This is a genomic window from Streptomyces sp. NPDC026538 (genome assembly GCF_055567535.1).
The window spans coordinates 1346507-1368962 of record NZ_JBVHQG010000001.1 but is presented as its reverse complement, the minus strand read 5'-3'; the positions used below and the strand labels follow the sequence as shown (position 1 = coordinate 1368962).

The 22456-nt window shown below is 72.3% G+C and carries 22 protein-coding genes and 1 tRNA gene; 6 read left to right on the top strand and 17 right to left on the bottom strand.

All coding sequences use genetic code 11. The features are described from left to right. Nucleotides 1-14: 14 nt before the first annotated feature. Genes ehuA through ehuB form a run of 4 tightly spaced genes read right to left on the bottom strand, consistent with a single transcriptional unit; the run spans nucleotide 15 to nucleotide 3076 of the window. Nucleotides 15-797 (bottom strand): ectoine/hydroxyectoine ABC transporter ATP-binding protein EhuA, encoded by a 783-nt coding sequence (gene ehuA / locus ACZ4N4_RS06175; RefSeq protein ID WP_467584939.1) that lies wholly within the window; start codon nucleotides 795-797, stop codon nucleotides 15-17. Beyond that, nucleotides 787-1437, bottom strand: a complete 651-nt coding sequence (ehuD, locus tag ACZ4N4_RS06170; protein ID WP_467584936.1) for an ectoine/hydroxyectoine ABC transporter permease subunit EhuD — start codon at nucleotides 1435-1437, stop codon at nucleotides 787-789. Before ehuD ends, ehuA begins: the two co-directional genes overlap by 11 nt. After that, complete coding sequence (gene ehuC, locus ACZ4N4_RS06165) at nucleotides 1434-2150, bottom strand: ectoine/hydroxyectoine ABC transporter permease subunit EhuC (RefSeq protein WP_453571990.1); 717 nt, start codon at nucleotides 2148-2150, stop codon at nucleotides 1434-1436. Before ehuC ends, ehuD begins: the two co-directional genes overlap by 4 nt. Then, nucleotides 2147-3076, bottom strand: coding sequence for an ectoine/hydroxyectoine ABC transporter substrate-binding protein EhuB (gene ehuB, locus ACZ4N4_RS06160; RefSeq protein WP_453571993.1), 930 nt, complete (start codon nucleotides 3074-3076; stop codon nucleotides 2147-2149). The genes ehuC and ehuB overlap by 4 nt, the downstream gene beginning before the upstream one ends. Nucleotides 3077-3123: 47 nt before the next feature. On the opposite strand from ehuB, the gene ACZ4N4_RS06155 reads away from it, so the two are divergent. Further along, nucleotides 3124-3618, top strand: coding sequence for a DUF3830 family protein (locus ACZ4N4_RS06155; RefSeq protein WP_453385716.1), 495 nt, complete (start codon nucleotides 3124-3126; stop codon nucleotides 3616-3618). 19 nt (nucleotides 3619-3637) lie between these two features. On the opposite strand, the gene ACZ4N4_RS06150 is transcribed toward ACZ4N4_RS06155, so the two are convergent. Genes ACZ4N4_RS06150 through ACZ4N4_RS06135 form a run of 4 tightly spaced genes read right to left on the bottom strand, consistent with a single transcriptional unit; the run spans nucleotide 3638 to nucleotide 6597 of the window. Beyond that, the gene (locus ACZ4N4_RS06150) at nucleotides 3638-3823 is read right to left on the bottom strand and encodes a hypothetical protein (protein WP_467584930.1); all 186 of its coding nucleotides are present in this window, start codon (nucleotides 3821-3823) and stop codon (nucleotides 3638-3640) included. Next, on the bottom strand, nucleotides 3820-4266 hold the full coding sequence (locus ACZ4N4_RS06145) for an alpha-1,3-galactosidase-related protein (protein WP_467584927.1): 447 nt from the start codon (nucleotides 4264-4266) through the stop codon (nucleotides 3820-3822). The genes ACZ4N4_RS06150 and ACZ4N4_RS06145 overlap by 4 nt, the downstream gene beginning before the upstream one ends. After that, nucleotides 4208-5623: an amidase gene (locus ACZ4N4_RS06140; RefSeq protein ID WP_467584924.1), complete on the bottom strand. Its 1416-nt coding sequence runs from the start codon at nucleotides 5621-5623 to the stop codon at nucleotides 4208-4210. Before ACZ4N4_RS06140 ends, ACZ4N4_RS06145 begins: the two co-directional genes overlap by 59 nt. Nucleotides 5624-5643: 20 nt before the next feature. Then, on the bottom strand, nucleotides 5644-6597 hold the full coding sequence (locus ACZ4N4_RS06135; RefSeq protein WP_467584921.1) for a D-2-hydroxyacid dehydrogenase: 954 nt from the start codon (nucleotides 6595-6597) through the stop codon (nucleotides 5644-5646). Between the two features lie 129 nt (nucleotides 6598-6726). Here ACZ4N4_RS06135 and ACZ4N4_RS06130 point away from each other — a divergent pair, with 129 nt between their 5' ends. The 3 genes from ACZ4N4_RS06130 (at nucleotide 6727) to ACZ4N4_RS06120 (ending at nucleotide 9839) form a co-directional block, all read left to right on the top strand. Then, nucleotides 6727-7524 (top strand): maleate cis-trans isomerase family protein, encoded by a 798-nt coding sequence (locus tag ACZ4N4_RS06130; protein WP_467584918.1) that lies wholly within the window; start codon nucleotides 6727-6729, stop codon nucleotides 7522-7524. Continuing rightward, nucleotides 7521-8252: a maleate cis-trans isomerase family protein gene (locus tag ACZ4N4_RS06125; protein ID WP_450756106.1), complete on the top strand. Its 732-nt coding sequence runs from the start codon at nucleotides 7521-7523 to the stop codon at nucleotides 8250-8252. Before ACZ4N4_RS06130 ends, ACZ4N4_RS06125 begins: the two co-directional genes overlap by 4 nt. Nucleotides 8253-8741: 489 nt before the next feature. Beyond that, nucleotides 8742-9839 (top strand): LLM class flavin-dependent oxidoreductase, encoded by a 1098-nt coding sequence (locus ACZ4N4_RS06120; protein WP_453572012.1) that lies wholly within the window; start codon nucleotides 8742-8744, stop codon nucleotides 9837-9839. Here the strand turns inward: ACZ4N4_RS06120 and ACZ4N4_RS06115 are convergent. Further along, nucleotides 9809-11734, bottom strand: a complete 1926-nt coding sequence (locus ACZ4N4_RS06115; protein ID WP_467584913.1) for a putative bifunctional diguanylate cyclase/phosphodiesterase — start codon at nucleotides 11732-11734, stop codon at nucleotides 9809-9811. The genes ACZ4N4_RS06120 and ACZ4N4_RS06115 overlap by 31 nt on opposite strands. Before the next feature lie 350 nt (nucleotides 11735-12084). Here ACZ4N4_RS06115 and ACZ4N4_RS06110 point away from each other — a divergent pair, with 350 nt between their 5' ends. Then, the gene (locus ACZ4N4_RS06110; RefSeq protein WP_467585347.1) at nucleotides 12085-13299 is read left to right on the top strand and encodes a M6 family metalloprotease domain-containing protein; all 1215 of its coding nucleotides are present in this window, start codon (nucleotides 12085-12087) and stop codon (nucleotides 13297-13299) included. 155 nt (nucleotides 13300-13454) lie between these two features. Here the strand turns inward: ACZ4N4_RS06110 and ACZ4N4_RS06105 are convergent. From ACZ4N4_RS06105 to ACZ4N4_RS06075, 7 genes are all read right to left on the bottom strand, one after another. Then, a tRNA-Lys gene (locus ACZ4N4_RS06105) sits at nucleotides 13455-13528 on the bottom strand. After that, nucleotides 13519-14127 carry a bifunctional DNA primase/polymerase gene (locus tag ACZ4N4_RS06100; RefSeq protein WP_467584910.1) on the bottom strand — a complete coding sequence of 203 codons (609 nt, stop codon included), beginning with the start codon at nucleotides 14125-14127 and terminating at the stop codon, nucleotides 13519-13521. Before ACZ4N4_RS06100 ends, ACZ4N4_RS06105 begins: the two co-directional genes overlap by 10 nt. 139 nt (nucleotides 14128-14266) lie before the next feature. Then, the gene (locus ACZ4N4_RS06095) at nucleotides 14267-14632 is read right to left on the bottom strand and encodes a hypothetical protein (protein WP_384477583.1); all 366 of its coding nucleotides are present in this window, start codon (nucleotides 14630-14632) and stop codon (nucleotides 14267-14269) included. Nucleotides 14633-14895: 263 nt separating this feature from the next. Then, a complete protein-coding gene (locus ACZ4N4_RS06090) occupies nucleotides 14896-16236 on the bottom strand; it encodes an AAA domain-containing protein (RefSeq protein WP_450756098.1) in 1341 nt (446 codons plus the stop codon). Then, on the bottom strand, nucleotides 16233-17822 hold the full coding sequence (locus ACZ4N4_RS06085; protein ID WP_467584906.1) for a hypothetical protein: 1590 nt from the start codon (nucleotides 17820-17822) through the stop codon (nucleotides 16233-16235). Before ACZ4N4_RS06085 ends, ACZ4N4_RS06090 begins: the two co-directional genes overlap by 4 nt. After that, on the bottom strand, nucleotides 17813-18994 hold the full coding sequence (locus ACZ4N4_RS06080; RefSeq protein WP_467584903.1) for a hypothetical protein: 1182 nt from the start codon (nucleotides 18992-18994) through the stop codon (nucleotides 17813-17815). The genes ACZ4N4_RS06085 and ACZ4N4_RS06080 overlap by 10 nt, the downstream gene beginning before the upstream one ends. After that, entirely contained in the window at nucleotides 18891-19844 is a 954-nt protein-coding gene (locus ACZ4N4_RS06075) for a phosphatase PAP2 family protein (RefSeq protein WP_467584902.1), read from the bottom strand. Before ACZ4N4_RS06075 ends, ACZ4N4_RS06080 begins: the two co-directional genes overlap by 104 nt. Nucleotides 19845-20055: 211 nt before the next feature. Between ACZ4N4_RS06075 and ACZ4N4_RS06070 the strand changes: the two genes are divergently transcribed. After that, a complete protein-coding gene (locus tag ACZ4N4_RS06070; protein ID WP_453572032.1) occupies nucleotides 20056-20652 on the top strand; it encodes a histidine phosphatase family protein in 597 nt (198 codons plus the stop codon). A 174-nt stretch (nucleotides 20653-20826) separates the two neighbouring features. Here ACZ4N4_RS06070 and ACZ4N4_RS06065 read toward each other — a convergent pair whose 3' ends face one another. Then, entirely contained in the window at nucleotides 20827-22305 is a 1479-nt protein-coding gene (locus ACZ4N4_RS06065; RefSeq protein ID WP_467584899.1) for a hypothetical protein, read from the bottom strand. Nucleotides 22306-22456: the final 151 nt, after the last annotated feature.

Below are 22456 nucleotides of genomic sequence, written 5' to 3'. Positions count from 1 at the left end.
TTGCGCGGAGACGCTTACAGCACCGCGCTGAGGAACTCCCGGGTCCGCTCGTGCTCGGGCTCGCTGAAGATCCGCTCCGGCGGCCCCGCCTCGATGATCCGGCCCGCGTCGAACATCAGGACCTGGTCGGAGATGTCCCGGGCGAAGTTCATCTCGTGGGTCACGCAGAGCATCGTGATGTCGGTGGTGCGGGCGATGTCCCTGAGCAGGTCGAGGACGCCCGCGACCAGCTCGGGGTCGAGCGCCGAGGTCACCTCGTCGAGGAGCAGCACCTTCGGCCGCATGGCCAGCGCCCGCGCGATCGCCACCCGCTGCTGCTGGCCGCCGGAGAGCTGGGTCGGCCGGGCGTCGCACTTGTCGGCCAGGCCCACCAGGTCGAGCAGTTCCCGGGCGCGCGCCTCCGCCTCCTCCTTCGGCAGGCCGAGCACGGTCACCGGGGCCTCGGTGAGGTTGCGCAGCACGGTCATGTTCGGGAACAGGTTGAACTGCTGGAACACCATCCCGATCTGCTTGCGGACCTCCCGCAGTTCCTTCTCCGACGCCGGGAAGAGCCGCTGCCCGCCGACGGTGATGGTGCCCGCGTCCGGCTTGGTCAGGGTCATCAGCAGCCGCAGGATCGTGGTCTTGCCGGAGCCGGAGGGCCCGATCAGGGTGACGTGCCGGCCCGCCTGCACGGTGAGGTCGAGGCCGTCGAGGACGGTGTTGTCCCCGAACCGCTTGGTCACCCCCTCGATGCGGATCAGCTCGGTGGACGTCGTATCGGCGGTACTCGGCTGCTTGCTGGTCTCAACGGACAAGGCGACGCTCCAGGGTGCGCAGAAGAAGGGAGGCGAGGTAGGAGATGACGATGAAGGCGACGCCGATCACCGTCACCGGCTCGGTGAACTGGAAGTGCTGCTGGGAGAAGAGCCGCGCCTGCCCGAGCATCTCCAGCACGGTGATCGACATCAGGATCGGCGTGTCCTTGAGCATCGAGATCACGTAGTTGCCGAGCGGCGGCACGACCCGGCGCAGCGCCTGCGGCAGGATCACCACCGTCCAGGTCCGGCGCGCCGGCAGGTTCAGCGCCGTCGCCGCCTCCCACTGGCCGACCGGCACGGCCTCGATACCGGCCCGGTAGACCTGCATGGTGTACGTCGAGTAGTGCAGGCCGATCGCGAAGACACCGGTGGTCAGCGCGGAGAACGTCAGCCCCCACTCGGGCAGCACGTAGAACAGGAAGAACAGCTGCACCAGCAGCGGGGTGTTCCGGACGAACTCGGTCACCACGCCCACCGGCCAGCGCACCCACCTGCTCGGGGTCCGCATCAGCAGCGTCCACACCAGCCCCAGCGAGAACGAGATCAGCGAGCCGAGGACCAGCGCCTCCAGGGTGACCAGCAGGCCGTCCCAGAAGTGCGGCATGAACTCGCTGACGGCACTCCAGTCCCACTTCACGCGACACCACCGACCCCGGTCGCCTCGGCGCGCTTACGCGTACGCGCCTCCTGCTCCGTCCCCGGAGCCTTGCCGATCCCGGCCCGCAGCCGCTTCTCCAGACCGCGCATCAGGCGGGTGATGACGAACGCGATCACGAAGTAGATCAGCAGCAGATACGTGTAGATGTGCGCGCTCTCCTGCAGCGCCAGGCGCACCAGGTTCCCGCTGAACGCCAGGTCGCCCATGCCGGTGATCGACACCAGCGCGGTGCCCTTGAGCAGTTCGACCAGCAGGTTGCAGAAGGAGGGGATCATCTCCGGCACCGCCTGCGGCAGCAGGATCAGCCGCAGCCGCTGCCAGGGCGTGAAGCTGAGCGCGATCCCGCCCTCCCGCTGTGCCGGGTCGACCGCGTTCAGCGCCCCGCGCACGATCTCCGAGCCGTACGCGCCGTAGGTAAGCCCGAGCGCGAGGGTGCCCGCCCACAGCGGCACCAGCTGCCAGCCGAAGGCGACCGGCAGCACGAAGAACACCCAGAAGATCATCACCAGTGCCGAGGTGCCACGGAACACCTCGGTGTACAGGCCGGCGAGAAACCGGACGAACCAGAGCCTGCTGGTCCGCGCCACGCCCACCACGAAGGCCACCGTCGTCATCAACAGCCCGCTGAGCACGAGCAGTTGGACGGTGGTCCAGACGCCCTTGAGTACGAGGTCCCACAGTCCCGAGGTCATCCGCTCTTCCCTCCCCCGCACAGCTCCTTGGCCGTCAGGTCGGTCATCTCGGCCTGGGTGAAGCCGAACGGCCGCAGGATCCTGAGCAGTTCGCCGCTCTTCTTGAGCTTGCGCAGCTCCACGTTGAAGGCGTCCCGCAGCTTCGTCTCGGCCGACCGGAACGCGAACGCGCCCCCGTCCACGTGCGGTTTGCCGTCGACCAGCGGCGCGAACGGCTTGGTCGCCTCGGCCTTGGCGGACTTCCTGACCACCTCGCGGACGGTGACCGCGGTCCCGGCGAAGACGTCGACGCGCCCGGCCTCCACGGCGTTCAGCCCGGCGACCTGGTCCGGCACGATCAGGATGTCGCTCTCCTTGTACCCCGCCTCGACCGCGTACTGGATCTCCGCGTACCCGGTCCCGGTGGCGAACTTGGCCTTCTTGGCGACGACGTCCTTGTAGTCGTGCAGCCCCTTGGGGTTCCCCTTGCGCACGACGAACGAGTCGAGCATCTGGTAGTCGGGATCGGCGAAGATCACCTGTGCGCAGCGCTCGGGGTTGACGTACATCCCGGCGGCCACGACGTCGAACTGCTGCGAGTTCAGCCCCGGGATCAGCGAACCGAACTCGGTCGGCACCGGCTGCACCTTGTCGACCCCGAGCCGCTTGAAGATCGCCTTCGCCAGCTCCGGTGCCTCACCGGTGAGATGACCGTTCTTGTCGATGTATCCGAAGGGGATCTCACCGGCTATCCCGAGCCGTACGACACCCTGGGCGCGCAGCCGTTGCAGCAGGTCACCGCCGTCGGTGCCGGCCGCGGTGGCCACGCGGGTGCAGCCGGCGGCGGCGAGTGCGCCGATGGCGGCGGCACCCGCGAGCACCGCACGCCGAGTTTGTCTGGATTCATACCCAGATGTGTCTGTCTCGTTCCCAAGTGGTGGAGCCATGGCGGCGCGGCTACCCGAGGCCAATCGACTTATGCATCATGGATGACATGGCCGATCGATTCATCGAAGTCTCGCTGGTCACCCGCGGGGTCCGGGCCACGGCCCGGCTGCTGGACGACCGGGCGCCGGTGACCTGTGCCGCCGTCTGGGACGCCCTGCCACTCGCCGGCGACGTGTACCACGCGAAGTACGCCCGCAACGAGATCTACGCTCTTTTCCCGCCATTCGCCGCGACGGAACCGCCCCTGGAGAACCCGACCGTCACGCCCATCCCCGGCGACCTCTGCTACTTCTCGTTCGCCGGCGCGGAGTTGGGCACGAAGGCCTACGGCTACGACCGCGAGGTACGCCCCGGCACCACGGTCGTCGACCTGGCCCTCTTCTACGAACGCAACAACCTGCTGCTCAACGGCGATGTGGGCTGGGTGCCGGGGATCGTGTGGGGCGAGGTGGTGGCGGGCCTGCCGGACCTGGCCGAGGCCTGCAACGACCTGTGGCGGACGGGGGCGGCGGGGGAGACCCTGGCCTTCCGCAGGGCCTAGCCACCCCGCCCGCTCTGTTTCAGTCGGCGACCACGGACGTGTTGAGGCCCTTGGCGTAGTGGTTGTGCGCGATCCGGATGCCCGAACTGCCGTGGACGACGAACAGCGGTGAGGTGTACGGCGGTTGGTCGGCCGCGGCCAGGCGGCGGACCGGGTTGCCGGTGAAGGTGAACCCGCCGACGCTCTTGGCGTTGACCACGGTCACGTCACCGATGTCGAACGCGTTGTCCTCGATACCGACGGGGTGGCCGTGATGTTCTCGACGACCGTGCCGCCGATCTCGGTCCCGGCAGGGACCGGCCGGTGGAAGCCGACGGTCATCGTGGTCAGCGGCTTGTCGTGGTCCATCCCGCTCGGCCCGTCGACCGCGGTGACCTTCGCGTGCGCCGGTGAGAGCCGGGTCATCGTCCGCTTGGTGGTGAACTCGACCTCGTCACCCGGGGCGAACTGCGGGAACCCGGCGGTCTGCGGGTGCTCGTAGGCGAGGGTGAGGGTGTTCGGCCCGGGGCGCCCGACGACTTCGAGATAGGTGCCGTGGATGTCGATCGGGTCGTCGTGGGAGGCGCGGGCCGCTCCCCGGCGCGCTCCGTCAGACCACGACGGCGCCGCCCGGCGGTACCGAAGCCGCGCCCGCCTCGTACAGCGCATGGGCCGCCCGCAGCACCAGATCGTCCCGGTGACGGGCGGCCACGAGCTGCAACCCCACCGGCAGCCCGGCCCCGTCCACTCCCACGGGTACGGTCGCGGCCGGCTGCTGGGTGAGGTTGAAGGGGTACGTGAACGGAGTCCACCCCGTCCAGCGCCGGAACCCGGAGTTCTCCGGCACCTCCGCCCCCGCCTCGAACGCGGTGATCGGCAGGGTCGGTGTGACCAGGAGGTCGTACCGCTCGTGGAAGAGACCCATCCGACGGCCCAGGTCCATCCGGACGTCCACCGCCGCCAGATACTCCAGGGCACTCAGCCGGGCCCCCTGCCCGCAGATCTCCCGCAGCCCGGGATCCAGCAACTCCCGCTGCTCGGGGGAGAAACGCTGGGTCACCCGGGCCGCCCCCGCGAACCACAGGGCGTGGAACGCCTCCACCGGGTCGCTGAAGTCCGGGTCGGTCTCCTCGACGTACGCACCCAGTTCGGCCAGCCGCGCCACCGCCCGCCGTACCGCCGCAGCGACCCCGGGACCGACCGCCACCTGGCCGCCCAGCGTCGGTGAGAACGCCACCCGCAGTCCGCGAACGCCTCCGGAGAGGCCTGCCGTGAAGGGACCCGGGGCGGGCCCCAGCGCCGACCAGTCCCGGGCGTCCGGTGTGCCGATCACGTCCAGCAGCAGTGCCGCGTCGGCCGCGTCCCGGGTCATCGGGCCCACGTGCGACAGCGTGCCGAAGGCGCTCGCGGGGTACAGCGGGACGCGGCCGTACGTCGGTTTCAGGGCGAATACTCCGCAGAACGCCGCCGGGATGCGCACGCTGCCGCCACCGTCCGTGCCCAGCGACAGGGGCCCGGCACCCAGGGCGACGGCCGCCGCGCTGCCCCCGCTCGAACCGCCGGCGGTGCGGGACGGGTCGTACGGGTTGCGGGTTATCCCGGAGAGCGGGGAGTCGGTGACGCCCTTCCAGCCGTACTCGGGGGTGGTGGTCTTGCCGATGAACACCGCGCCGTGTTCGCGCAGCCGGGCGACGGAGGGCGCGTCCTCGTCCCAACTCCCTTCGGCGGAAATGGTCCTGGAGCCGCGCAGGGTCGGATGGCCGCGCATCAGCAGGATGTCCTTGACCGTCACCGGGACGCCGTCGACCAGTCCCCTCGGTTCGCCCCGCCGCCACCGCTGCGCCGACTCCGCCGCCTGCGCCAGGGCGTCCTCCTCGGTGAGGCGGACGAAGGCGTTGACCTCCGGCTGGATCCGGGAGGCCCGTTCCAGGGCCGCCCGGACGGCCTCCACCGGGCCGAACTCCCCCGTGCGGTAGCCGTCGAGGAGTTGCCGGGCGGTGAGGTCGGTGAGGTCGGTGAGCTGCATGAGGGGCACCCTCCCGGGAGTCAGTGACCGGGCACGTAACCGCGTTTCTTGTCGACCACGTTCAGCAGAGACCTGCCCGCCGCCCACCGCTCGTACAACTCCACGAACTGAGTGCCCAGTTCGTCCCGCCAGCCGACCGTGTCCCCGCTCATGTGCGGCGAGACGATCAGGCCCGGCACGTCCCACAGCGGGCTGTCGGCGGGCAACGGCTCGGTGGCGAAGACGTCCAGGGCCGCGGCGGCGATCCAGCGCCGGGTCAACGCCCGCACCAGCGCGTCCTCGTCGACCAGTTGGCCGCGGCCGACGTTGATGAAGCAGGCCGAGGGCTGCATCACGCCGAAGCGGTGCGCGTCGAACATGCCGTACGTCTGCTCGGTCAGCGGCGCGGCCGCGATCACCCAGTCCGCGCGGGACATCAGCCGGTCCAGGTCGCCGGGGCCGTGAATGCCGGTACGCGGGACACGGCCGACCAGCGCGGTGGTGATGTCGAGCGCCTTGAGGGTGCGGACGATCGCCCGGCCGATCGGGCCGGAGCCCACCACGCACGCGCGGGTGCCGCCGACCCGGCGCGCCTCGCGGTGCCGCCAGGTCCGCTCCCGCTGGAGGCCGAGGGTCTGGGGGAGGTCCTTGGCGATCGCGAGGACCAGCGCGGCCACGTACTCGGCGATGGGCCGGTCGAAGACCCCGCGCGCGTTGGTGACGACCGTGTCGGACGCGGCCAGTTCGGGGCACATCAGATGGTCGACGCCCGCGCTGGCGGTGTGCACCCACCGGGGCCGCGGTCCCGTGCCCGGCCAGGCCTCGCGGACGGCGTGCGAGGCGAAGTCCCAGACGAGCAGGACGTCCGCCTCGGGCAGCCGGGCCGCCAGGCCCGCCGCGTTCGTGTGCACGATCCGTGCGTGGCCGGTGAGCCGGCCGAGCCGCGGGGGCGGGTCGGCGTCGAGGATCAGCACGGTGGGCGGGGCCTGCGTCATCGAGGGGACGGCTCCCTACGTCTGGCATGCGCGGATTGACCACGCTCGCACCCGAACCTACCTTCGTCAACACGGACGTACCCGCCGACCGTTGCCCCTCCTCTCCTGACCTGAGGCCGGTGACTTCTCATGGACGTCTCCTTTCTGGGCGGACCTCGCCCCCAGCGCGGTGTAGGCGTCGTGGCGCCCTTCGACTTCGCGCTCGATCGTGAACTGTGGCGCTGGGTGCCCGACGACGTGTCCCTGCACCTGACCAGGACCCCGTTCGTGCCCGTCGAGGTCAGCCTCGACCTCGCGCGGCTGGTCAGCGAGCACGAGACGCTCGGCGACGCGGTGCGCGCGCTGACCGCCGTCGCCCCCGAGGTGGTCGCCTACGCGTGCACCTCCGGCAGCTTCGTCGGCGGCATCGCCGGGGAGCGCGCGATGTGCGAGGCGATGACCCGGTCCGGTGCGGTGCCCGCGCTCACCACGTCCGGAGCGCTGCTCGACGCGCTGACCGCGCTGGGCGTACGGCGGCTCGCGCTGGTCACGCCCTACACGGTCTCGGTGACGCGGGTCCTCGAGGAGTACGTGGCGGAGGCGGGCGTCGAGGTCGCCGGCTGTGCGTTCATGGGGCTGACCCGGCACATCTGGCAGGTGCCGTACCGGGACGTGGTCGCCATGGCCCGGCAGGCGGTACGGCCCGGGGCCGCCGACGCCCTGTTCATCTCCTGCACCAACCTGCCCACCTACGACGTCATCCCCCAGCTGGAGGCCGAGCTGCGCGTACCCGTTCTGTCGGCCAACCAGGTCACGATGTGGGCGGCGCTGCGCAGGCTGGGTACCCGAGCCGTTGGGCCCTATCAGACGCTGATCGGTCATCCGGACGGATCGGCGCCACGGGAGTGGCCCGTACTGCCGGAAGAACAGCAGGAAGGGTGGACATGACAGCGCTCGGAATCCTCTATCCGGGGCACTCCGCGGAGGACGACTACCCGCGCATCGAACAGCTCCTCGGCAGCGACGTCCGGGTGGACGTCGTCCACACCGACATCGGCGAGGACGCGCACCGGGTGGACGCGCTGCGGGAGATGGGATCGGCACGGCGGCTGGCGGCCGGGGTGGACGAACTGCGGCTCGCGGGCGCGGACGCGGTGGTGTGGGCGTGCACCAGCGGAAGCTTCGTGTACGGCTGGGAGGGCGCCCACCAGCAGATCCGGGAGCTCGCCCAGGCGGCCGGGCTGCCCGCGTCGTCCACGTCCTTCGCGTTCGTGCACGCGGCGCGGGAGCTCGGGGTACGACGGGTGGCGGTCGGCGCGACCTACCCGGACGACGTGGCCCAGCTCTTCGCGGACTTCCTGCGGGCCGGGGGCCTGGAGGTCACCGGGGTCCGCTCGTCGGGGATCGTCACGGCGGCGGAGGTGGGGACGTGGGGGGAGGAGGAGGTACTCACGCTGGCGCGGACCGCGGACGCCTCCGGCGCGGAGGCGGTACTCCTCCCGGACACGGCACTCCACACGGTGGCCCATCTGCCACTTCTGGAGAAGGCGCTGTCCAAGCCGGTGCTCACGGCGAACCAGGTGACCGTGTGGGAGGGCCTGCGGCTGGCCGACCGCCGGCTGAACGAGCCGGCGCTGGGCACCCTGTTCACCCGCCAACCGATCGTCCAGGCCTGACGGTCCCCCGTACCAGGGGGCTCCGCCCCCTGGACCCCCAAGCCCCACCGCCCACCCACCACCCGACTCGGCCGGCACGAGGGAGCCGCCCGGGGGGGGCGGGGGTCCGGGGCGGGGGATACGGGCTCGGTCGGGGTGAGGGAGCCGTATGGGTTGGGGGACGCGGGCTCGGTCGGGGTGAGGGAGCCGTCTGGGGGTGGGGGGTGTGGGCTCGGTCGGGGTGAGGGAGCCGTCTGGGTGGGGGGCATGGGCTCGGTCGGGGTGAGGGAGCCGTATGGGTGGGGGCGTGGGCTGGGTCGGCTGAAGGAGCTGTCCGGGGGTGGGGCGTGGGCTCGGGCGGCTGAGGCAGCTGTCCGGGGGTGAGGCATGTCGGCTCGGGCGGTGTGGCCGGGGGCGGGGAGGCGGGCGGCCTTGCCGGGAATAACCGGAGCCATCCTCCTGTTATCGCCCTCCAGTACAGCTCACGGCCGTAAATCAGGAGGCTCCACCGTGTCGGCAGACGAGATCCGGGGCATCACGCACGGGACCGCCCCCGTCCCCCTCTCCGTACTGGACCTGGTGACCGTCGGCACCGGCAGTACCGCCACCGACGCCCTGCGCACCAGCGTGGAGCTCGCGCGGCTCACCGAGGCCCGCGGCTTCCAGCGGTTCTGGGTCGCCGAGCACCACTCCATGCCGGGTGTGGCCTCCTCCTCGCCCGCCGTGATCCTCGCCCACCTCGCCGCCCACACGGAGCGCATCCGGCTGGGTTCGGGCGGTGTCATGCTGCCCAACCACGCCCCGCTCGTCATCGCGGAGCAGTTCGGCACGCTGGAGGCGATGGCCCCGGGGCGGGTCGATCTGGGTCTCGGCCGGGCCCCGGGCACGGACGGGGCCACCGCGGCCGCCCTCCGCCGTACCCCGACCCTCAACGAGGGCGCCGACGACTTCCCCCAGCAGCTCGCCGAGCTCACCCGGTTCCTGGACGACGACTTCCCGGACGGGCACCCGTACCGCCGGATCCACGCCATCCCGGGCCCCGTCCAGAGCACCAGCCCCGGCGGTGTGCAGTCCCCGCACCGGCCGGTCGTCTGGCTGCTCGGCTCCTCCGGCTTCAGCGCCCGGCTCGCCGGCATGCTCGGGCTCCCGTTCGCCTTCGCGCACCACTTCTCCGCGCAGAACACCATCCCGGCCCTGGACCTCTACCGCGAGTCCTTCACCCCGTCCGCCGTCCTCGACGAGCCGTACGCCCTCATCGGCGTCTCCGCGCTCGCCGTGGACGAGGAGCGCGAGGCCCGGCGCCAGGTGCGGGCCGGTGCGGTGAACATGCTGCGGCTGCGCACCGGACGGCCCGGTCTCTTCCCCGACCCGGACGACGTCGAGAAGCACGAGTTCTCCCCGATGGAGGAGGAGTTCGTGCACTCCTGGACCGCCAACATCGTGCACGGCACCGCCGACGAGGTGCGCGCCGGCCTCGACGACCTCCAGAAGCGCACCGGCGCCGACGAGCTGATGCTCACCACGCACGCCCACCGCGGCGAGCTGCGCCTGCGCTCCTACGAACTGATCGCCGACGCCTACGGTTTGCCGACCGGGGTGTCCGCGTAGGTCCGGGTGCCCAGCAGCTCGGAGATACGATCCGGCGTCACCGGCCGGGAGTACAGCCACCCCTGGCCGGTGTCGCAGCCGATGTGCCGCAGCCGCGAGGCCTGCGCCGAGGTCTCGACGCATTCGGCGGTGACGGTGAGGCCGAGCCGGTGGGCCAGCTGGATCATCGCCTCCACCACGACCTCGTCGGCGGGGTTCGGACGGTCGCCCGGGTCGTCGTACTGGAAGCCCCGGACGAAGGAACCGTCCAGCTTGAGCACCGACACCGGGAGCCGGCTGAGGTAGGCGAGGTTGGAGTAGCCGGTGCCGAAGTCGTCGATGGCGATGCGAACGCCCATGTCGCTGAGGGCCTGAAGGGCCTGCAGCGGCCGGCCGGCCGAGCCCATCACCGCCGACTCCGTCAGCTCCAGCTGGAGCAGATGCGGCGCCAGGCCGGTCTCCGCGAGGGTCTCCGCCACGTCCGCCACCAGGTCGGAGTCCCAGACCTGGCGCACGGCCACGTTCACGCTCACGAAGATCGGCGGCTCGTCGGGGTGGTCCAGCTGCCACCGGCGGGCCTGCCGGCAGGCGGTGGTCAGGGCCCAGCGGCCGAGCGGGACGATCGAGCCGTCCTCCTCCGCCAATCCGATGAACCGATTCGGCGTTAGTGTGCCGAACTGCGGGTGGTTCCAGCGGACCAGGGCTTCGACCCCGCTCAGCCGCCCGTCCTCCATGCCCACCAGCGGCTGGTACTCGAGCACGAACTCGCCGCGCTCGATGGCCGGGCGGAGGGTGGAGGAGAGCGCCTGACGGGTGACCAGGTGGGCGTTGCGCTCCGGGTCGAAGAGCGTCCAGCGGGACTTGCCGTCGGCCTTCGCCCAGTAGAGGGTCGTGTCGGCGGCCTGCATCAGACCGGTGGCCGTCGTGCCCGCCGCATGGCGCTCCACCACCCCGATCGAGGCCGACAGGGAGAGCCGCTGGCCGGCCAGGTCGAACGGCGCCTGGAGTGCTGCCAGCGCCGACTCGGCCAGATCGGCCAGCTGCTCGGTGCCCGTCGAGTCCTCGACCAGCAGGGCGAACTCGTCGCCGCCGAGCCGGGCCACCAGCGGCACCCCGGCCCGCGCGAAGCCGGCGTCGTCGGCGATCCGGGTCAGCCGCTCGGCGACGGCGGCCAGCAGTCGGTCGCCCACCCGGTGGCCGAGGGTGTCGTTGACCGCCTTGAAACCGTCAAGGTCCAGGTAACACAGGCCGATTCGGCCGGTACCGCTCTGCTCGTACGACTCCGCCTCCAGCGCGGCCGAGAGCCGCTCGAAGAACAACGTCCGGTTGGGCAGCCGGGTCACCGGGTCATGCATCTGCAAGTGCCGCAGCCGGGCCTGGAGTTCGCGGCGGGCACTGATGTCGGAGACCGACATCAGCACGCCCGGGGCGTCCTTCGCCAGCGGGGAGACGGTGACCTGGACCCAGAGCGAGTGCCCGTCGGGGTGCTTGAGCCGACGGGCGCACCGCAGCTTGGCCTGCCGGCCGCGCAGCACCTCGCGATAGGCGTGCCAGGTGCGGGCGTCGGAGGCCAGGTCCACCAGATCCGCGGCGATCCGCCCGGTCAGGCCGGCCGGGTCGGCGCCGATCAGGCTGCCGAACGCCGCGTTGGCGGTGCTGACCAGGCCGTCGCGGTCGACGACGGCCATGGGCACCGCGGCCGCGGTGAAGGCGTGCTCGTATGTCTTCGCGTCCGGCGTCGCGCCTGGCGGTTCCGTCGGCGCTGTCGGGTCTGTCGTCAGTGTCGCCTGTGGTGTCTCGCCTGTCTTCGGGTCGGCCGTCTGGTTGTACGACTTCCGACAGATATTGTCACTGTCTGTGACGGCGGACCGGTCGAGGTCTGCCGCGGGCGTCGGCCCTTCGGACGTTCCGCTCACCGCTCGCTCCCGCAGTGCACTCGATCTCTGTCCGTGCAGGAAAGTGTGCCGATCATAGAGGCTGGCCCGAGGGCCTTCCAGCCACTGTCCAGTGTCCACGATGAAGCACCGGTTCTGACAGATCGTTTCTGCCCGCACCTGGACGGGTTCTTGAGTCGTCTGGCCACTTGTGACGTTCCGTGAGTTTCCCGGGGTGTCGGCCGTTCGGGTTCCTCACCCGCCTGGTGCAGATAAACAGGTCATAAGACGACAAACTCGCACAGGCTGGGTGGCGGTGTCCCGCGAACCGTCCCGGAGGTCCTTCCGTGCCGCGTCTCCTGCTGCGCAGCACCGCCGCCGTGTTCACCACGATGTCGGCGCTCGTCGCGACGACGATCCTGACCGGACCGTCGGCCGCCGAGCCGTTCTCCACGGCTCCCTGCGCCCTGCACCGCACCGATGCGCACCACTCCGAGGGCGTCGACACCTGGGACGCCGACTACACCCGCCCCACCCACGCGCTCTCGGCCGTGATGGTCTTCCTCTCCTTCCCGGACGCGCCCCCGCGCACCACCCCGGCGGAGCTGGTCGCCGACCACTTCCCGGCCACCAGCCGCTTCTACGAGCAGGCCTCCTACGGGAAGTTCACCATCCGGCCGCACCCGTTGACGCACTGGCTGCGGATGCCCAGACCCTCGGTCGCCTACGGCATGAAGCGCGACTGGAGCCTGGTGCTGCGGGCCGCCTACCTGCGGGACGCGTTCGCGGCGGCCGATCCCGAGGTCGACTTCTCGCGCTACGACGTCGTGTACTTCGTGGCCGACCCGGACGCGCCCGGCGTCGACTCCGACGCCACGAAGGTGGTCAACCTGGAGGTCCCGGTGCACGTCGACGGCACGGACGTGCACCGGGTCGTCACCGTCTTCGAGAAGCATCCGCCGGACCGGCTGGTTCTCGCCCATGAGACCGGGCACGTCTTCGACCTCCCCGACCTCTACCACCGCCCGGTGGACGGCAAGGGCGACTGGGACACCTACGTCGGCGACTGGGATCTGATGGGAAGCCAGTTCGGGCTGTCCCCGGACCTCTTCGCCTGGCACAAGTGGAAACTCGGATGGCTGGATCCGCGCCAGGTGGTGTGCGTACGGGGGGCCGCGCCGACCCGGCTGACCCTGGAGCCGCTGTCCGCCGGACCCGGGGTGCCTGCGCAGGGCGCCGCGGGCGCGCCGGCCTTCGGGCTCGGCGACGGCACCAAACTGGCGGTGGTGCGCACCGGGCCCGACACCGTGCTGGCCTTCGAGGCGCGGGGCGCGTCCGGCAACGACAGCGCGGCCTGCCGGGAAGGCATCCTCGTCTACCGGGTCCGCGACGAGACGGCCTCCGGCGGCGGCCCGGTCGAGGTGATCGACGCCCATCCGCGCACCGAGGCCTGCTGGGAGAACTCCGTCTACCCGCCGCTGGCCGACGCCCCGGTCGCCCTCGGCGAGAGCTTCACGGTCCCGAGGGACGGCGTGCGGGTCGAGGTGGAGGGGCGGACGGCGTCCGGCGCGTGGAATGTGAAGATCACGCCGAGGGAGCTGGGCTGACACGCGGGTGACGGGGTCGGAAAGGCGACGCGGTCGGAAAGGCGACGCGGTCGGAAAGGCGACGGGGTCAGAAAGGTGACCGGGTCAGAAGGGCGACGGGTTCGGAAACACGAAAGGCCAAGCTCACAGGAGCTTGGCCTTTCGCCTACTTCGCGTGCGCCGCCAGGGACTCGAACCCCGGACCCGCTGATTAAGAGTCAGCTGCTCTAACCAACTGAGCTAGCGGCGCCTGCTGACGTCGTAGACCTTAGCATCCTGATCGGCGGGAGGAAAAATCGATATCCGCACGGCCGAGCGGGCGGCCCGTACCGCGGCCCAGAGCAGGATTTCCGCTCCGGGAAGCCAGGGGTGCCGGGTGTCCGGGGCGACCAGCCAGCGCGTGCCGGCCGGGGCGGCGGAGCGGTCGCCGTGCAGCGCCGGGACGGTCACCGCGTCGCCGGTGCCGTGGCACAGCAGCGGCGGGACGGCCTGGCTGCGGCCGCCCCACTCCTCCCAGCCCAGCAGCGACGGCAGCCGGGCGGCGGTGCCGGGGGCGGCGAACAGGAGCATCCGGCCCCGGAACACCGCGACCGGCCCGGAGCCCGGCCCCTCGTCCCACAGCCGGTCCAGCATGCGGCGGCCGAACACCGCCGGGGTGTTCACCACGTCGAACACCGAGCCGCAGGGCAGCACGACCGGGGCGTCCGGCCGCTCCTCCCAGAAGGCGAGCGTGCTCCGCGGATACGTTCCCGCGGAGGCGAGCCAGGCGGCTCCGTCGGGGGTGACCCCGGCGGCGTCGGAGCGGTCGCCGGGGCCGTGGAGAGGCGTCTCGTACGGTGTGCTGCTCATAGGGAATTGATACCCATCGTGAGACCACGCTCGCGGTGAGTTGCGGAAAACCGGGACGGGATGGGCCGGAGGGGGTATCTTGCCCGCCTGGCACCCGCCTGGCATATGCCGGGTGCGGCGCCCCGCTCCGCGGAGACCGCTAGAGGGGCTCTGCCGGCTCCGCGTCCTCGCTGCCCTTCAGCAGGTCCCGGCCGAACTCGACCATCTTCTTCGCGTAGTCCTCGGTCCACTCGGCCCGCGCGGCGATGTCGGCCGGGGTCAGACGGTCGAAGCGGCGCGGGTCGGCGAGCTGGGCGGCGGCCATGGCCTGGAACTCCACCGCCCGGTCGGTGGCCACGCGGAACGCCTGGGTCAGCTCGGTCGCGCGCGCCAGGAGCGCCCCGGGGTCGTCGATCGACTCCAGGCCGAAGAAGTGCTCCGGGTCGGCGACCGCTGCGACCGGCTCGAAGAGCAGGTGCGCGGGGCGTAGCCGCGGTTCGTTCCGACGCGGCGTGGGCTCCGCCATGTCTGGTCCTCCTCGTACGGTTCGGTGCCTACGGTTCGATGGCCACCGTCCATTCTCTCGCGCCCGCGCAAGCCCACCCCAAGGCCGCCGGGTGACTCTGCGCGCACCGGCACCGTCCTCAGGGTCGCCAGGGCACTCGGTGTTCGGCGAGGTGGGCCAGGACCGCGTGGTTGGCCTCCCAGCCGTCGGGGCTGTATTTGTCGGCCGCCTCCGGCGGCGTGCCGGACGCCGTCCGGCGGATGGGGTGGTGGGTGGGGCCTTTGTCAGGGTCGCCAGGGCACTCGGTGTTCGGCGAGGTGGGCCAGGACCGCGTGGTTGGCCTCCCAGCCGTCCGGGAACTTGACGAGGGTTCCCAGTTGGACCGGTTCTGTCGAGGGGTAGTCGTCCAGGAGGTCGGTCACGCCGGCGCGGCAGATCACGATGCAGGCCTGGCGGTGCCGGGAGGCGAGGACGCACAGGCGGCCCGTCTCCAGGTGGAAGGCGGTGGCGTCGGGGCGGCCGGAGAGCGGGTGGAGGACGACCGTCACGTCGTACTCGCGGCCCTGGAGGCGATTCGCGGTGTCGACCGTGATGTCCGTCACGCCCAGTTCCGCCAGGGCCGCGCGGACCGCCGCCGCCTGGTCCCGGTGGGCCGTGCCGACGGCGATCCGGTCGGCGGTGAGGGGGGACGGATCGGGCGAGCGTTCGGAGAGCGCCGCCCCGCCCCGGTCGAGCAGCCGTCGTACCACCGTCGCCACCGCCCGGACCGCCTCCGGGTCGGTGCGCGGGGTGTGCCGGGCGGGCAGCTCCAGCAGGCCCCAGCCGGACTCGGCCGCCTCATCGATCACCCGGTCGGGCCCGGAGCCGTCGGAGGGCACGGCGAAGGCCAGCCGGCGGTCGCCGTGGTCGGTGCCGCTGCGGAACGGGGTGTACGGGTAGAACGCGCCGGAGACGAGTGGGGCGGCGGAGGCGGGCAGGCGCCAGGAGACCGGGAGGCGGTGCTGCGGGAGGCCCGGGTTGTGGGCGAGGAGGGTGGAGACGGCCGAGGCCGAGGGGTCGTACGACAGGCCCGCCCACTGCTCGCTGCCCACCGTCGCGAACGGGTCCAGCTGGCCGGGGTCGCCCACGAACAGCGCCCGTTCGAACAGCCCGGCGACGGCGAGCAGCGAGTCCGAGCGCATCTGGTACGCCTCGTCGACGATCGCGTGCCGCCAGGGCTCGTCCACCGTGACGTGCGCCCACTTCGCGGCGGTGGACAGCACCACCGGCGCCTCCCGCAGGTCGGCCGCCTTCGCCGACTTGCGGACGTTCGGCAGGTCGTCCAGCGCCTTGTCGTACGGGTCGGCGTCACTGCTGTGCAGCCGGCCGACGGGCAGCTCCGGGTTCTTCTCGGCGAGCCTGAGGACCAGGTCGTCGACCTGCGCGTTCGTCTGCGCCACCACCATCAGGGGGCGGCCCGCGGCGGCGAGTTCGAGGGCCGCCCGGACCACCAGCGTGGACTTGCCGGCACCCGGCGGGGAGTCCACGACCACGCCCCGGTCGGTGCCGTGCAGGGTGTCGTGGAGGATCGCGTCGGTGGCGCGGGTGGCGGCCGCACCGGGGTCGAAATCGACGTCGGCGGTCACAGCACGTCCTCCTCGGTCACCGTGTCGGCCGCCTCCGCCGCGGCCTCGCCCGGCGGGCCGCCGTGGGTCCACGGGGTCGCCTCCGGGTCGGGCAGCTTCGCCCCGCCGCGCTGCTCGTGTTCGAACAGGGTGAAGGTGAGCCGGTCGCCCTTCTCCGGGACCGACCCCTCCTCCGGCTCCTTGCCCCGGCCCATCTTGTCCAGCACCCGGAGCACCAGGACCCCCTCGGCCTCGTACCCGACGAACTCCATGGACTGCGGCTTGCCGCCCAGCGAGCGGTACGCCTTCGCGCGCTCCCCGAGATGCGGCCGGTCCTCCGTGCGCAGGGTCACCAGCGGGCGCGGGCTGGGCCGCTTGCCCTCGCTGTACGCCATGACCACATCGAGGACCTCGCCCGCGAACGCCTCCCCGGTCAGCCGCCGCCCCGCCATCACCAGCGGGTCGTCCAGCGCCTCCTGGGCGTCCAGCCGGGCCTGTTCGCGCTCGCGGGTGGCCAGCTTGTTGGCGGCCGTGACCGCGTCGTCGCGGCGCGGCTGCGGGGGCTCGCCGGCCAGCACCCGGTCCCGGTGGCCGGTGAACGACCAGCGGTCGCGGGTCCACCGCTCCTCGACCCGGGCGCCCTCCGGCAGCCGGTGCAGCAGGTCGAGCCCGGACCAGACCGCGTCCCAGGTGGGCCTGGTCCGGCTGGCGACGAGGTCGCGGATCTCCCGCTCGGCGGCGGTGAGGATCGCCAGCCGGTCGTCGGCCTGCAGGCCGTCCTCGGCGCCGGCCAGGGCGGTACGGGCACGGTCGTACCGCTCGAAGGCCGGGGCCAGCAGCTTGTTGTCGAACGCCGGGTCGGTGGCCGGGCCGGCCGGCGGGCACAGCAACTGGCCGTCGCCGTCCCGGGCGAGCTCGGCGAGGCGCGCCGCTTCCGCGCCCGTGCTGTCGCCCGGCGGGCTGATCCAGGCGAGCAGTGCGCCCAGGTGCTGGTCCTCGACGCCGGACTGCCCGGTCGCCCAGTGCCGGGAGAGCAGGTCGGTCATGGCGAGGAGGAGGGAGGAGCCGGGGACGCGGGCGCGCTCGCCGAAATGGGTGAGCCAGCGGCCGAGCAACGGCACCCGGGGCGGGGCCGGGTAGGGCGCCTCCGGGTCCTGCTCCGCCGTGCGCCTGAAGCGCGTCGACCGCCCCAGCAGCCGTACGTACTCGATGCCCGCACGGCCCGGGACGATCAACTGGGGCGCGTCCGCGCACAGTTCCACCTCGACCTTGACCCGCTTGCCGGTCTCCGGGTCGGTCTCGGTGCGCTCGGCGGCCTCGACCGAGCCGGCGTAGGACTCCAGGTACGGCAGGACGACGTCGGCGAGCTCGGCGAGGAACGCGAACCGCAGGTCACGGTCGCGTGGCTGCGGTACGACCAGCAGGCGCGGGGCGTCCCGGTCGGTGCCGACCAGGGCGCCGAGGGGCGCACCCGCCTCGCCCGAGGTGGTGAGCGGTACGAAGACGAGGGGGCGCTCGGACAGGTGCCGGTGGCGGACGGTCGCGGCTGGCTGGGCGGTGCCCGTGCTCACGGCTTCGAGCCGGGCGAGGGTGGTGATCAGTGACACATGGCCCCCTGGGTGCTCAGCGCTTCGGCGCGCAGGGCCGCCGCCCGGCGCAGGGCCGCCACCGCCGGGTCGTCCGGGTCGCCGCTGTCGCCGCGCGCCGCCGACAGGACGTCCTCGACGGTGGTCAGGCCGCCCAGCTCGGCCCGGACCGCGCGGCCGAGCGTGGTGACCTCGTCGGCCGCGCGGGAGCGCTGCCGGCAGTGGAAGGCCAGTTCGCAGGCGGACAGGCACTCGGGCGCATAGGCCGCCGGGACCGCTTCGACGGCTGCCGTCAGCTGCTCGGCGGGCAGGCCGGGCGCGAAGCAGGTGCCCTCCGGGAGGGTGTCGGCGATGTCCTGGATGCGGGTGAGCCGGGCCAGCTGGCGGGCGGTGACCGCGCGCTGCTTGCGGACGTCGACGGCGGCGCCGGTGGGCAGGTTGGAGAAGTCCTTGGGGCAGACCAGCAGCACGTCGTGCCGTACCCGGGGGGCGGGGTCAAGGCGGGCCGCGACCTCCTCGAGGGCCAGCACGTACACCGCCGCCTGCCGGGCCGCCGCCCCGACCTTCGCCGGGTCCGCCGAACCGTCCAGCAGGGGGAAGGACTTGATCTCGACGACCGTCCAGCTGCCGTCGGGGTGCACGACCACCGCGTCCGGCTCCAGGAACGCCGGGGAGCCGGCCACCTGGAGGGCCAGCATCGGGTGGTCGAGGAGCACCCAGCCGCCTGCCTCGCCCGCCTCGCGCAGCGCCAGTGCCGTGCGGGCCGTACGCCCCTCCGGGCCGATCGCGGTCAGGTCGGGCACGGCGGCCCGCTCGGCCGGCTCGGCGCCGGGATCGAGGTGCTTGCGCACCAGCCGCAGCAACTCCGCCCCGCCGTCCGCCTTCACCTTCGCCTCGAAGGCGTTGCCCCGGGTCAGCGCGAACTGGGACTGACCGAAGGCGGACGGTGCGCCGAGGGCGCTCGCCAGCGCGGTCTTGTCCACCCCGGCGCCGTCCAGGATCGCGCGCCGCCGGCACCCCGGGTTCGCCGCGAGCGCCGCGAGGGCGCGCGCGTCGAGGGCCTTGGCGGGGACGTCGGGGCCGCGCAGCTCAGCGAGCTGGTGCCGGAGCGCCGTCCCCCGCGTCGGTGGGGGCGGCGTCCGGTTCGGCTCCGGAGGCGAGCCGGGGCTCGCGCTGCGATGGAATGCGCTCACCCGCCGAAGTCTGGCATCCGCCACTGACAATCGGGGAAACCGTGTCGCCGGAGCGTGCTGCGACCAGTGAGGTGCCCTGGGTCACCCGGACCCGGACGAAGTCCGCGGCCCGCATCACGTACGGCGCGATCAGGTAGCCGAGGCCCATCACGAACACGCCCGCGACCGCGTCCAGGAAGTAGTGGTTGGCGGTGCCCATGACCACGATCGCGGTCAGTAGCGGGTAGGCCACGCCGAGGACCTTGGTCAGGCGGTTGCCGCCGTGACGCCACAGCATGACCCCGCACCACAGCGCCCAGCCGCAGTGCAGGCTCGGCATCGCCGCGTACTGGTTGGTCATGCCGCCGAGGCCGCGCGGGGCGCTGGCGTCACCGCCCCACCAGCCGTACGAGCTGTACTGCGCCATCGTGTCGACGAAGCCGTACTTCACCTCCAGCAGCCGGGGCGGGCAGGTGGGCAGCAGGGTGAAGCCGATCAGACCGATGAACGTGGACGTCATCAGCCAGGTGCGGGCCCGCCGGTAGACCTCGGCGCGCCCGCGGAACAGGAAGACCAGGATCACCGGGGTGACCAGGTAGTGCAGCGAGGCGTACCAGAAGTCCGCGGGTATGCCGAGCCACGCCTCCCGCGTGAACAGGCGGTTGAGCGGGTGCTCGGCGTTGAGGTGCAGGGCCTTCTCGATGCGCAGGATCGCCAGGCCGTGGTCGACGGCGGTCGAGGTGTCGCCGCGCGCGAGCAGGCGGCCGGCCGTGTAGCAGCCGTACACCAGCAGGATCAGCGGCAACTCGGTCCACCAGCGGAGTCGGGTCGGCGCCGTCACCTCGGTGCCCGGTTTCTCGGTCTGCGGCATCCGACTGCCTCCCCCTTCTCGTCCCTGTCCGCGCGGCACCCGGCGGGCCGACCGTGACACTTTACGTTGCGCGCATTCCCGCCCATGCGGGGCGCTCAGCCCTCAAAGACGCGGAGACCGCCCGCCGGGTTGCCCGTTCCCGGCGCGTTCCCAGGGTGGGTGATGATGGAGGTGTCCCGCTTCCGAATTTCTCCCGAAGGGTTCGTTCTCCATGGCACCGCGCATCCTGCTGGCCCGGCACGGACAGACGGAGTGGTCGCTGTCCGGCAAGCACACCGGCAGGACCGACGTACCGCTTCTGGAGGAGGGGCGGCGAGGGGCCAAGCTGCTGGGCGAGCGCCTGCACCGGCCGCCGTACGACGGTCTCCCGGACGCCGAGATACGCACCAGCCCGCTGGCACGCGCGCGTGAGACGTGCGAACTCGCCGGGTTCGGCGAGCGGGCCGAGCGGTGGGACACGCTGATGGAGTGGGACTACGGGGCGTACGAGGGCCTGACCCCGGCGGAGATCCAGGCCGCCCGGCCGGGCTGGCTGATCTGGCGGGACGGCGTGCCCGGGGGCGAGTCCCTGGCGGAGGTGACCGCGCGGGCGGACGAGGTCGTCGCCTGGGCCCGCTCGGCCGATCGGGACGTACTGGTGTTCGCCCACGGGCACATCCTGCGGTCGATCGGGGCGCGATGGCTGGGCCTGCCGCTGGACTTCGCGGCACGGATCCGCCTGAACCCGACCTCGCTGTCGGTGCTCGGGTGGGCCTACGGCGAACCCGCGATCGAGCACTGGAACGACTTGGGGCACTTGGTCGGCTGACCTTGGGTGGGGCCCGGATTCGCTTGTCGGCGCAGGCTGGTTCCGCTGACAGGACGCCCGCGGCTACGGCGCCCCCTCAGGGGCGCGGGGCCGTATCCGACATGCGGCTACCGCCGCGTGGGCGCGAACAGCCCCCACGCACCCGCAGCCGCACGACCACCTGTGCCCCCGGCCCTACACCACCCGCGGAGTCGACGCGTGCCGGTCCAGGAACTCCTGGACCCCGCCGGCCCGCCGATGCGGCAGCAGCACCCGCGCCGTGCCCGCCAGCATCCCCTGGATCCGTGACGACTGGACCTGGTCCAGCAGGTCCAGGACCCGCAGCCCCGCCCTCGCCGCCTCGTCGGGACGCCCCCCGCGGGCGAGGTCGTCCGCGAGTTCCGCCGTGTACAGCGCGATGTTCCTCGTGAAGTGCGGATCCTGCAGCTCGGCGGCCCTGCGCGCATGCCGCGAGGCCCGCCGCCAGTCGCCCAGCATGGACCAGCACTGCGCCTCCAGGCCCTCCAGCTCGGCCTCTCCGTAGAAGCTCATCCACTCGGGGTCGGCGTCCGAGTGGCCTCGCTCGAAGAGGGCCTGCGCGCGGACCAGGGCCTGCTCACAGCCGGTGCGGTCGGCGAGCCCGGCCCAGCCGCCCGCCTCGCGCAGCGCGAGCAGGGACATCAGGCGGGCCGAGCCCAGCGGCCGGCCGACCCGCTGCGCGGCCTGGGCCGCGCGCACCGCTTCCCGCGGCCGCCCCGCGTCCCGCGCCAGGAACGCCGTGTTGCAGAAGGCGTGCGCCTCCAGCCCCGGGTCTCCCGTCATCCGCGCCGTCGCCAGCGCCTCCGCGTAGTGCGAGCGGGCGTCGTCGAAGCGGCCGGAGTCATGGGCCAGCCAGCCCACCGAGATGGCCAGTTCACCGGCGCCCGAGTGCAGGCGGTCGGCGGTCGTCTGCCGGGTCGCGCCGGCGTCCAGCAGCGCGTACGCCGCGCGCAGCGGAGCCGCCGCGCGCCGGTACAGTCCGTCCGCGCCGTGCCGGTCGTCGAGCAGCCGGATCCGGCGTACGGCCTCCTCCAGGGCGGCCGCGTGCGAGGACCCGGCACGGTGTACCGGCCGGTTCGACGCCATGGCGTCGATGGTGGACCCCAGGGGGCCCAGCGTGGCGGCGGCCACCGTGGCGCCTCCGCCGGTCATGAATAGGCGACGCAGCACGTCGCTCTCCTCGTAGTTGTCGTGCGTCTCGTACGTGTTGTGCGGGTGATGCGTGTCCTGCGGTTGAAACCTGTCCTGCGGCTGAATCCCGTCTTTCGGGTCATACGGCTCGATGGCCCCTTGCGTCTCACCTCTCACGAGTGCGAGGGGCGTGTCCTCGGGCGCCCGTGCCCCGCGTCCGCGGACGGACGAGCGGGGCGCGAAGCCGAGGTCGGCGAGCGTGCGACCGGGGAACATGTGCAGGAACACCCGTTCGTACGCATAGTTCGGGCAGCGGATCTCACCCGCCTCGACCCGGCCGATATAGCGCGCGTCACAGCTCACCCGCTCGCCGATCTCGCGGGCGGCACGCCGGACCAGCGCGGCGAACTCGGCCGGCGAGTGCCGGCCGCGCAGCTGCCGGAAGGCGTGGTTCGGCCGTACCGGCCGCTCGGGCTGCGGAGAGGTCGTGGTTGACGACGCCATGGCCGGGTCCTCTCGTGCGAACCGTCGAACCATGCCGGACTCATGGTGGGTTGTCCGAGTGGACCCGTGGTTCCGGCGGGCAAGAACGTACCTGCTGTGTCGGACCCGTGACGCTGGGTTTAGCTACAAACCGGATATCTCATGCATGATC

Coding starts and splice junctions, on each gene's coding strand:
- ehuC (WP_453571990.1), bottom strand. CDS start 2,150: ATGACCTCGGGACTGTGGGACCTCGTACTCAAGGGCGTCTGGACCACC.
- ehuB (WP_453571993.1), bottom strand. CDS start 3,076: ATGGCTCCACCACTTGGGAACGAGACAGACACATCTGGGTATGAATCC.
- ACZ4N4_RS06155 (WP_453385716.1), top strand. CDS start 3,124: ATGGCCGATCGATTCATCGAAGTCTCGCTGGTCACCCGCGGGGTCCGG.
- ACZ4N4_RS06145 (WP_467584927.1), bottom strand. CDS start 4,266: ATGCGCTGTACGAGGCGGGCGCGGCTTCGGTACCGCCGGGCGGCGCCG.
- ACZ4N4_RS06140 (WP_467584924.1), bottom strand. CDS start 5,623: ATGCAGCTCACCGACCTCACCGACCTCACCGCCCGGCAACTCCTCGAC.
- ACZ4N4_RS06135 (WP_467584921.1), bottom strand. CDS start 6,597: ATGACGCAGGCCCCGCCCACCGTGCTGATCCTCGACGCCGACCCGCCC.
- ACZ4N4_RS06130 (WP_467584918.1), top strand. CDS start 6,727: ATGGACGTCTCCTTTCTGGGCGGACCTCGCCCCCAGCGCGGTGTAGGC.
- ACZ4N4_RS06125 (WP_450756106.1), top strand. CDS start 7,521: ATGACAGCGCTCGGAATCCTCTATCCGGGGCACTCCGCGGAGGACGAC.
- ACZ4N4_RS06110 (WP_467585347.1), top strand. CDS start 12,085: ATGTCGGCGCTCGTCGCGACGACGATCCTGACCGGACCGTCGGCCGCC.
- ACZ4N4_RS06100 (WP_467584910.1), bottom strand. CDS start 14,127: ATGAGCAGCACACCGTACGAGACGCCTCTCCACGGCCCCGGCGACCGC.
- ACZ4N4_RS06095 (WP_384477583.1), bottom strand. CDS start 14,632: ATGGCGGAGCCCACGCCGCGTCGGAACGAACCGCGGCTACGCCCCGCG.
- ACZ4N4_RS06075 (WP_467584902.1), bottom strand. CDS start 19,844: ATGCCGCAGACCGAGAAACCGGGCACCGAGGTGACGGCGCCGACCCGA.
- ACZ4N4_RS06070 (WP_453572032.1), top strand. CDS start 20,056: ATGGCACCGCGCATCCTGCTGGCCCGGCACGGACAGACGGAGTGGTCG.
- ACZ4N4_RS06065 (WP_467584899.1), bottom strand. CDS start 22,305: ATGGCGTCGTCAACCACGACCTCTCCGCAGCCCGAGCGGCCGGTACGG.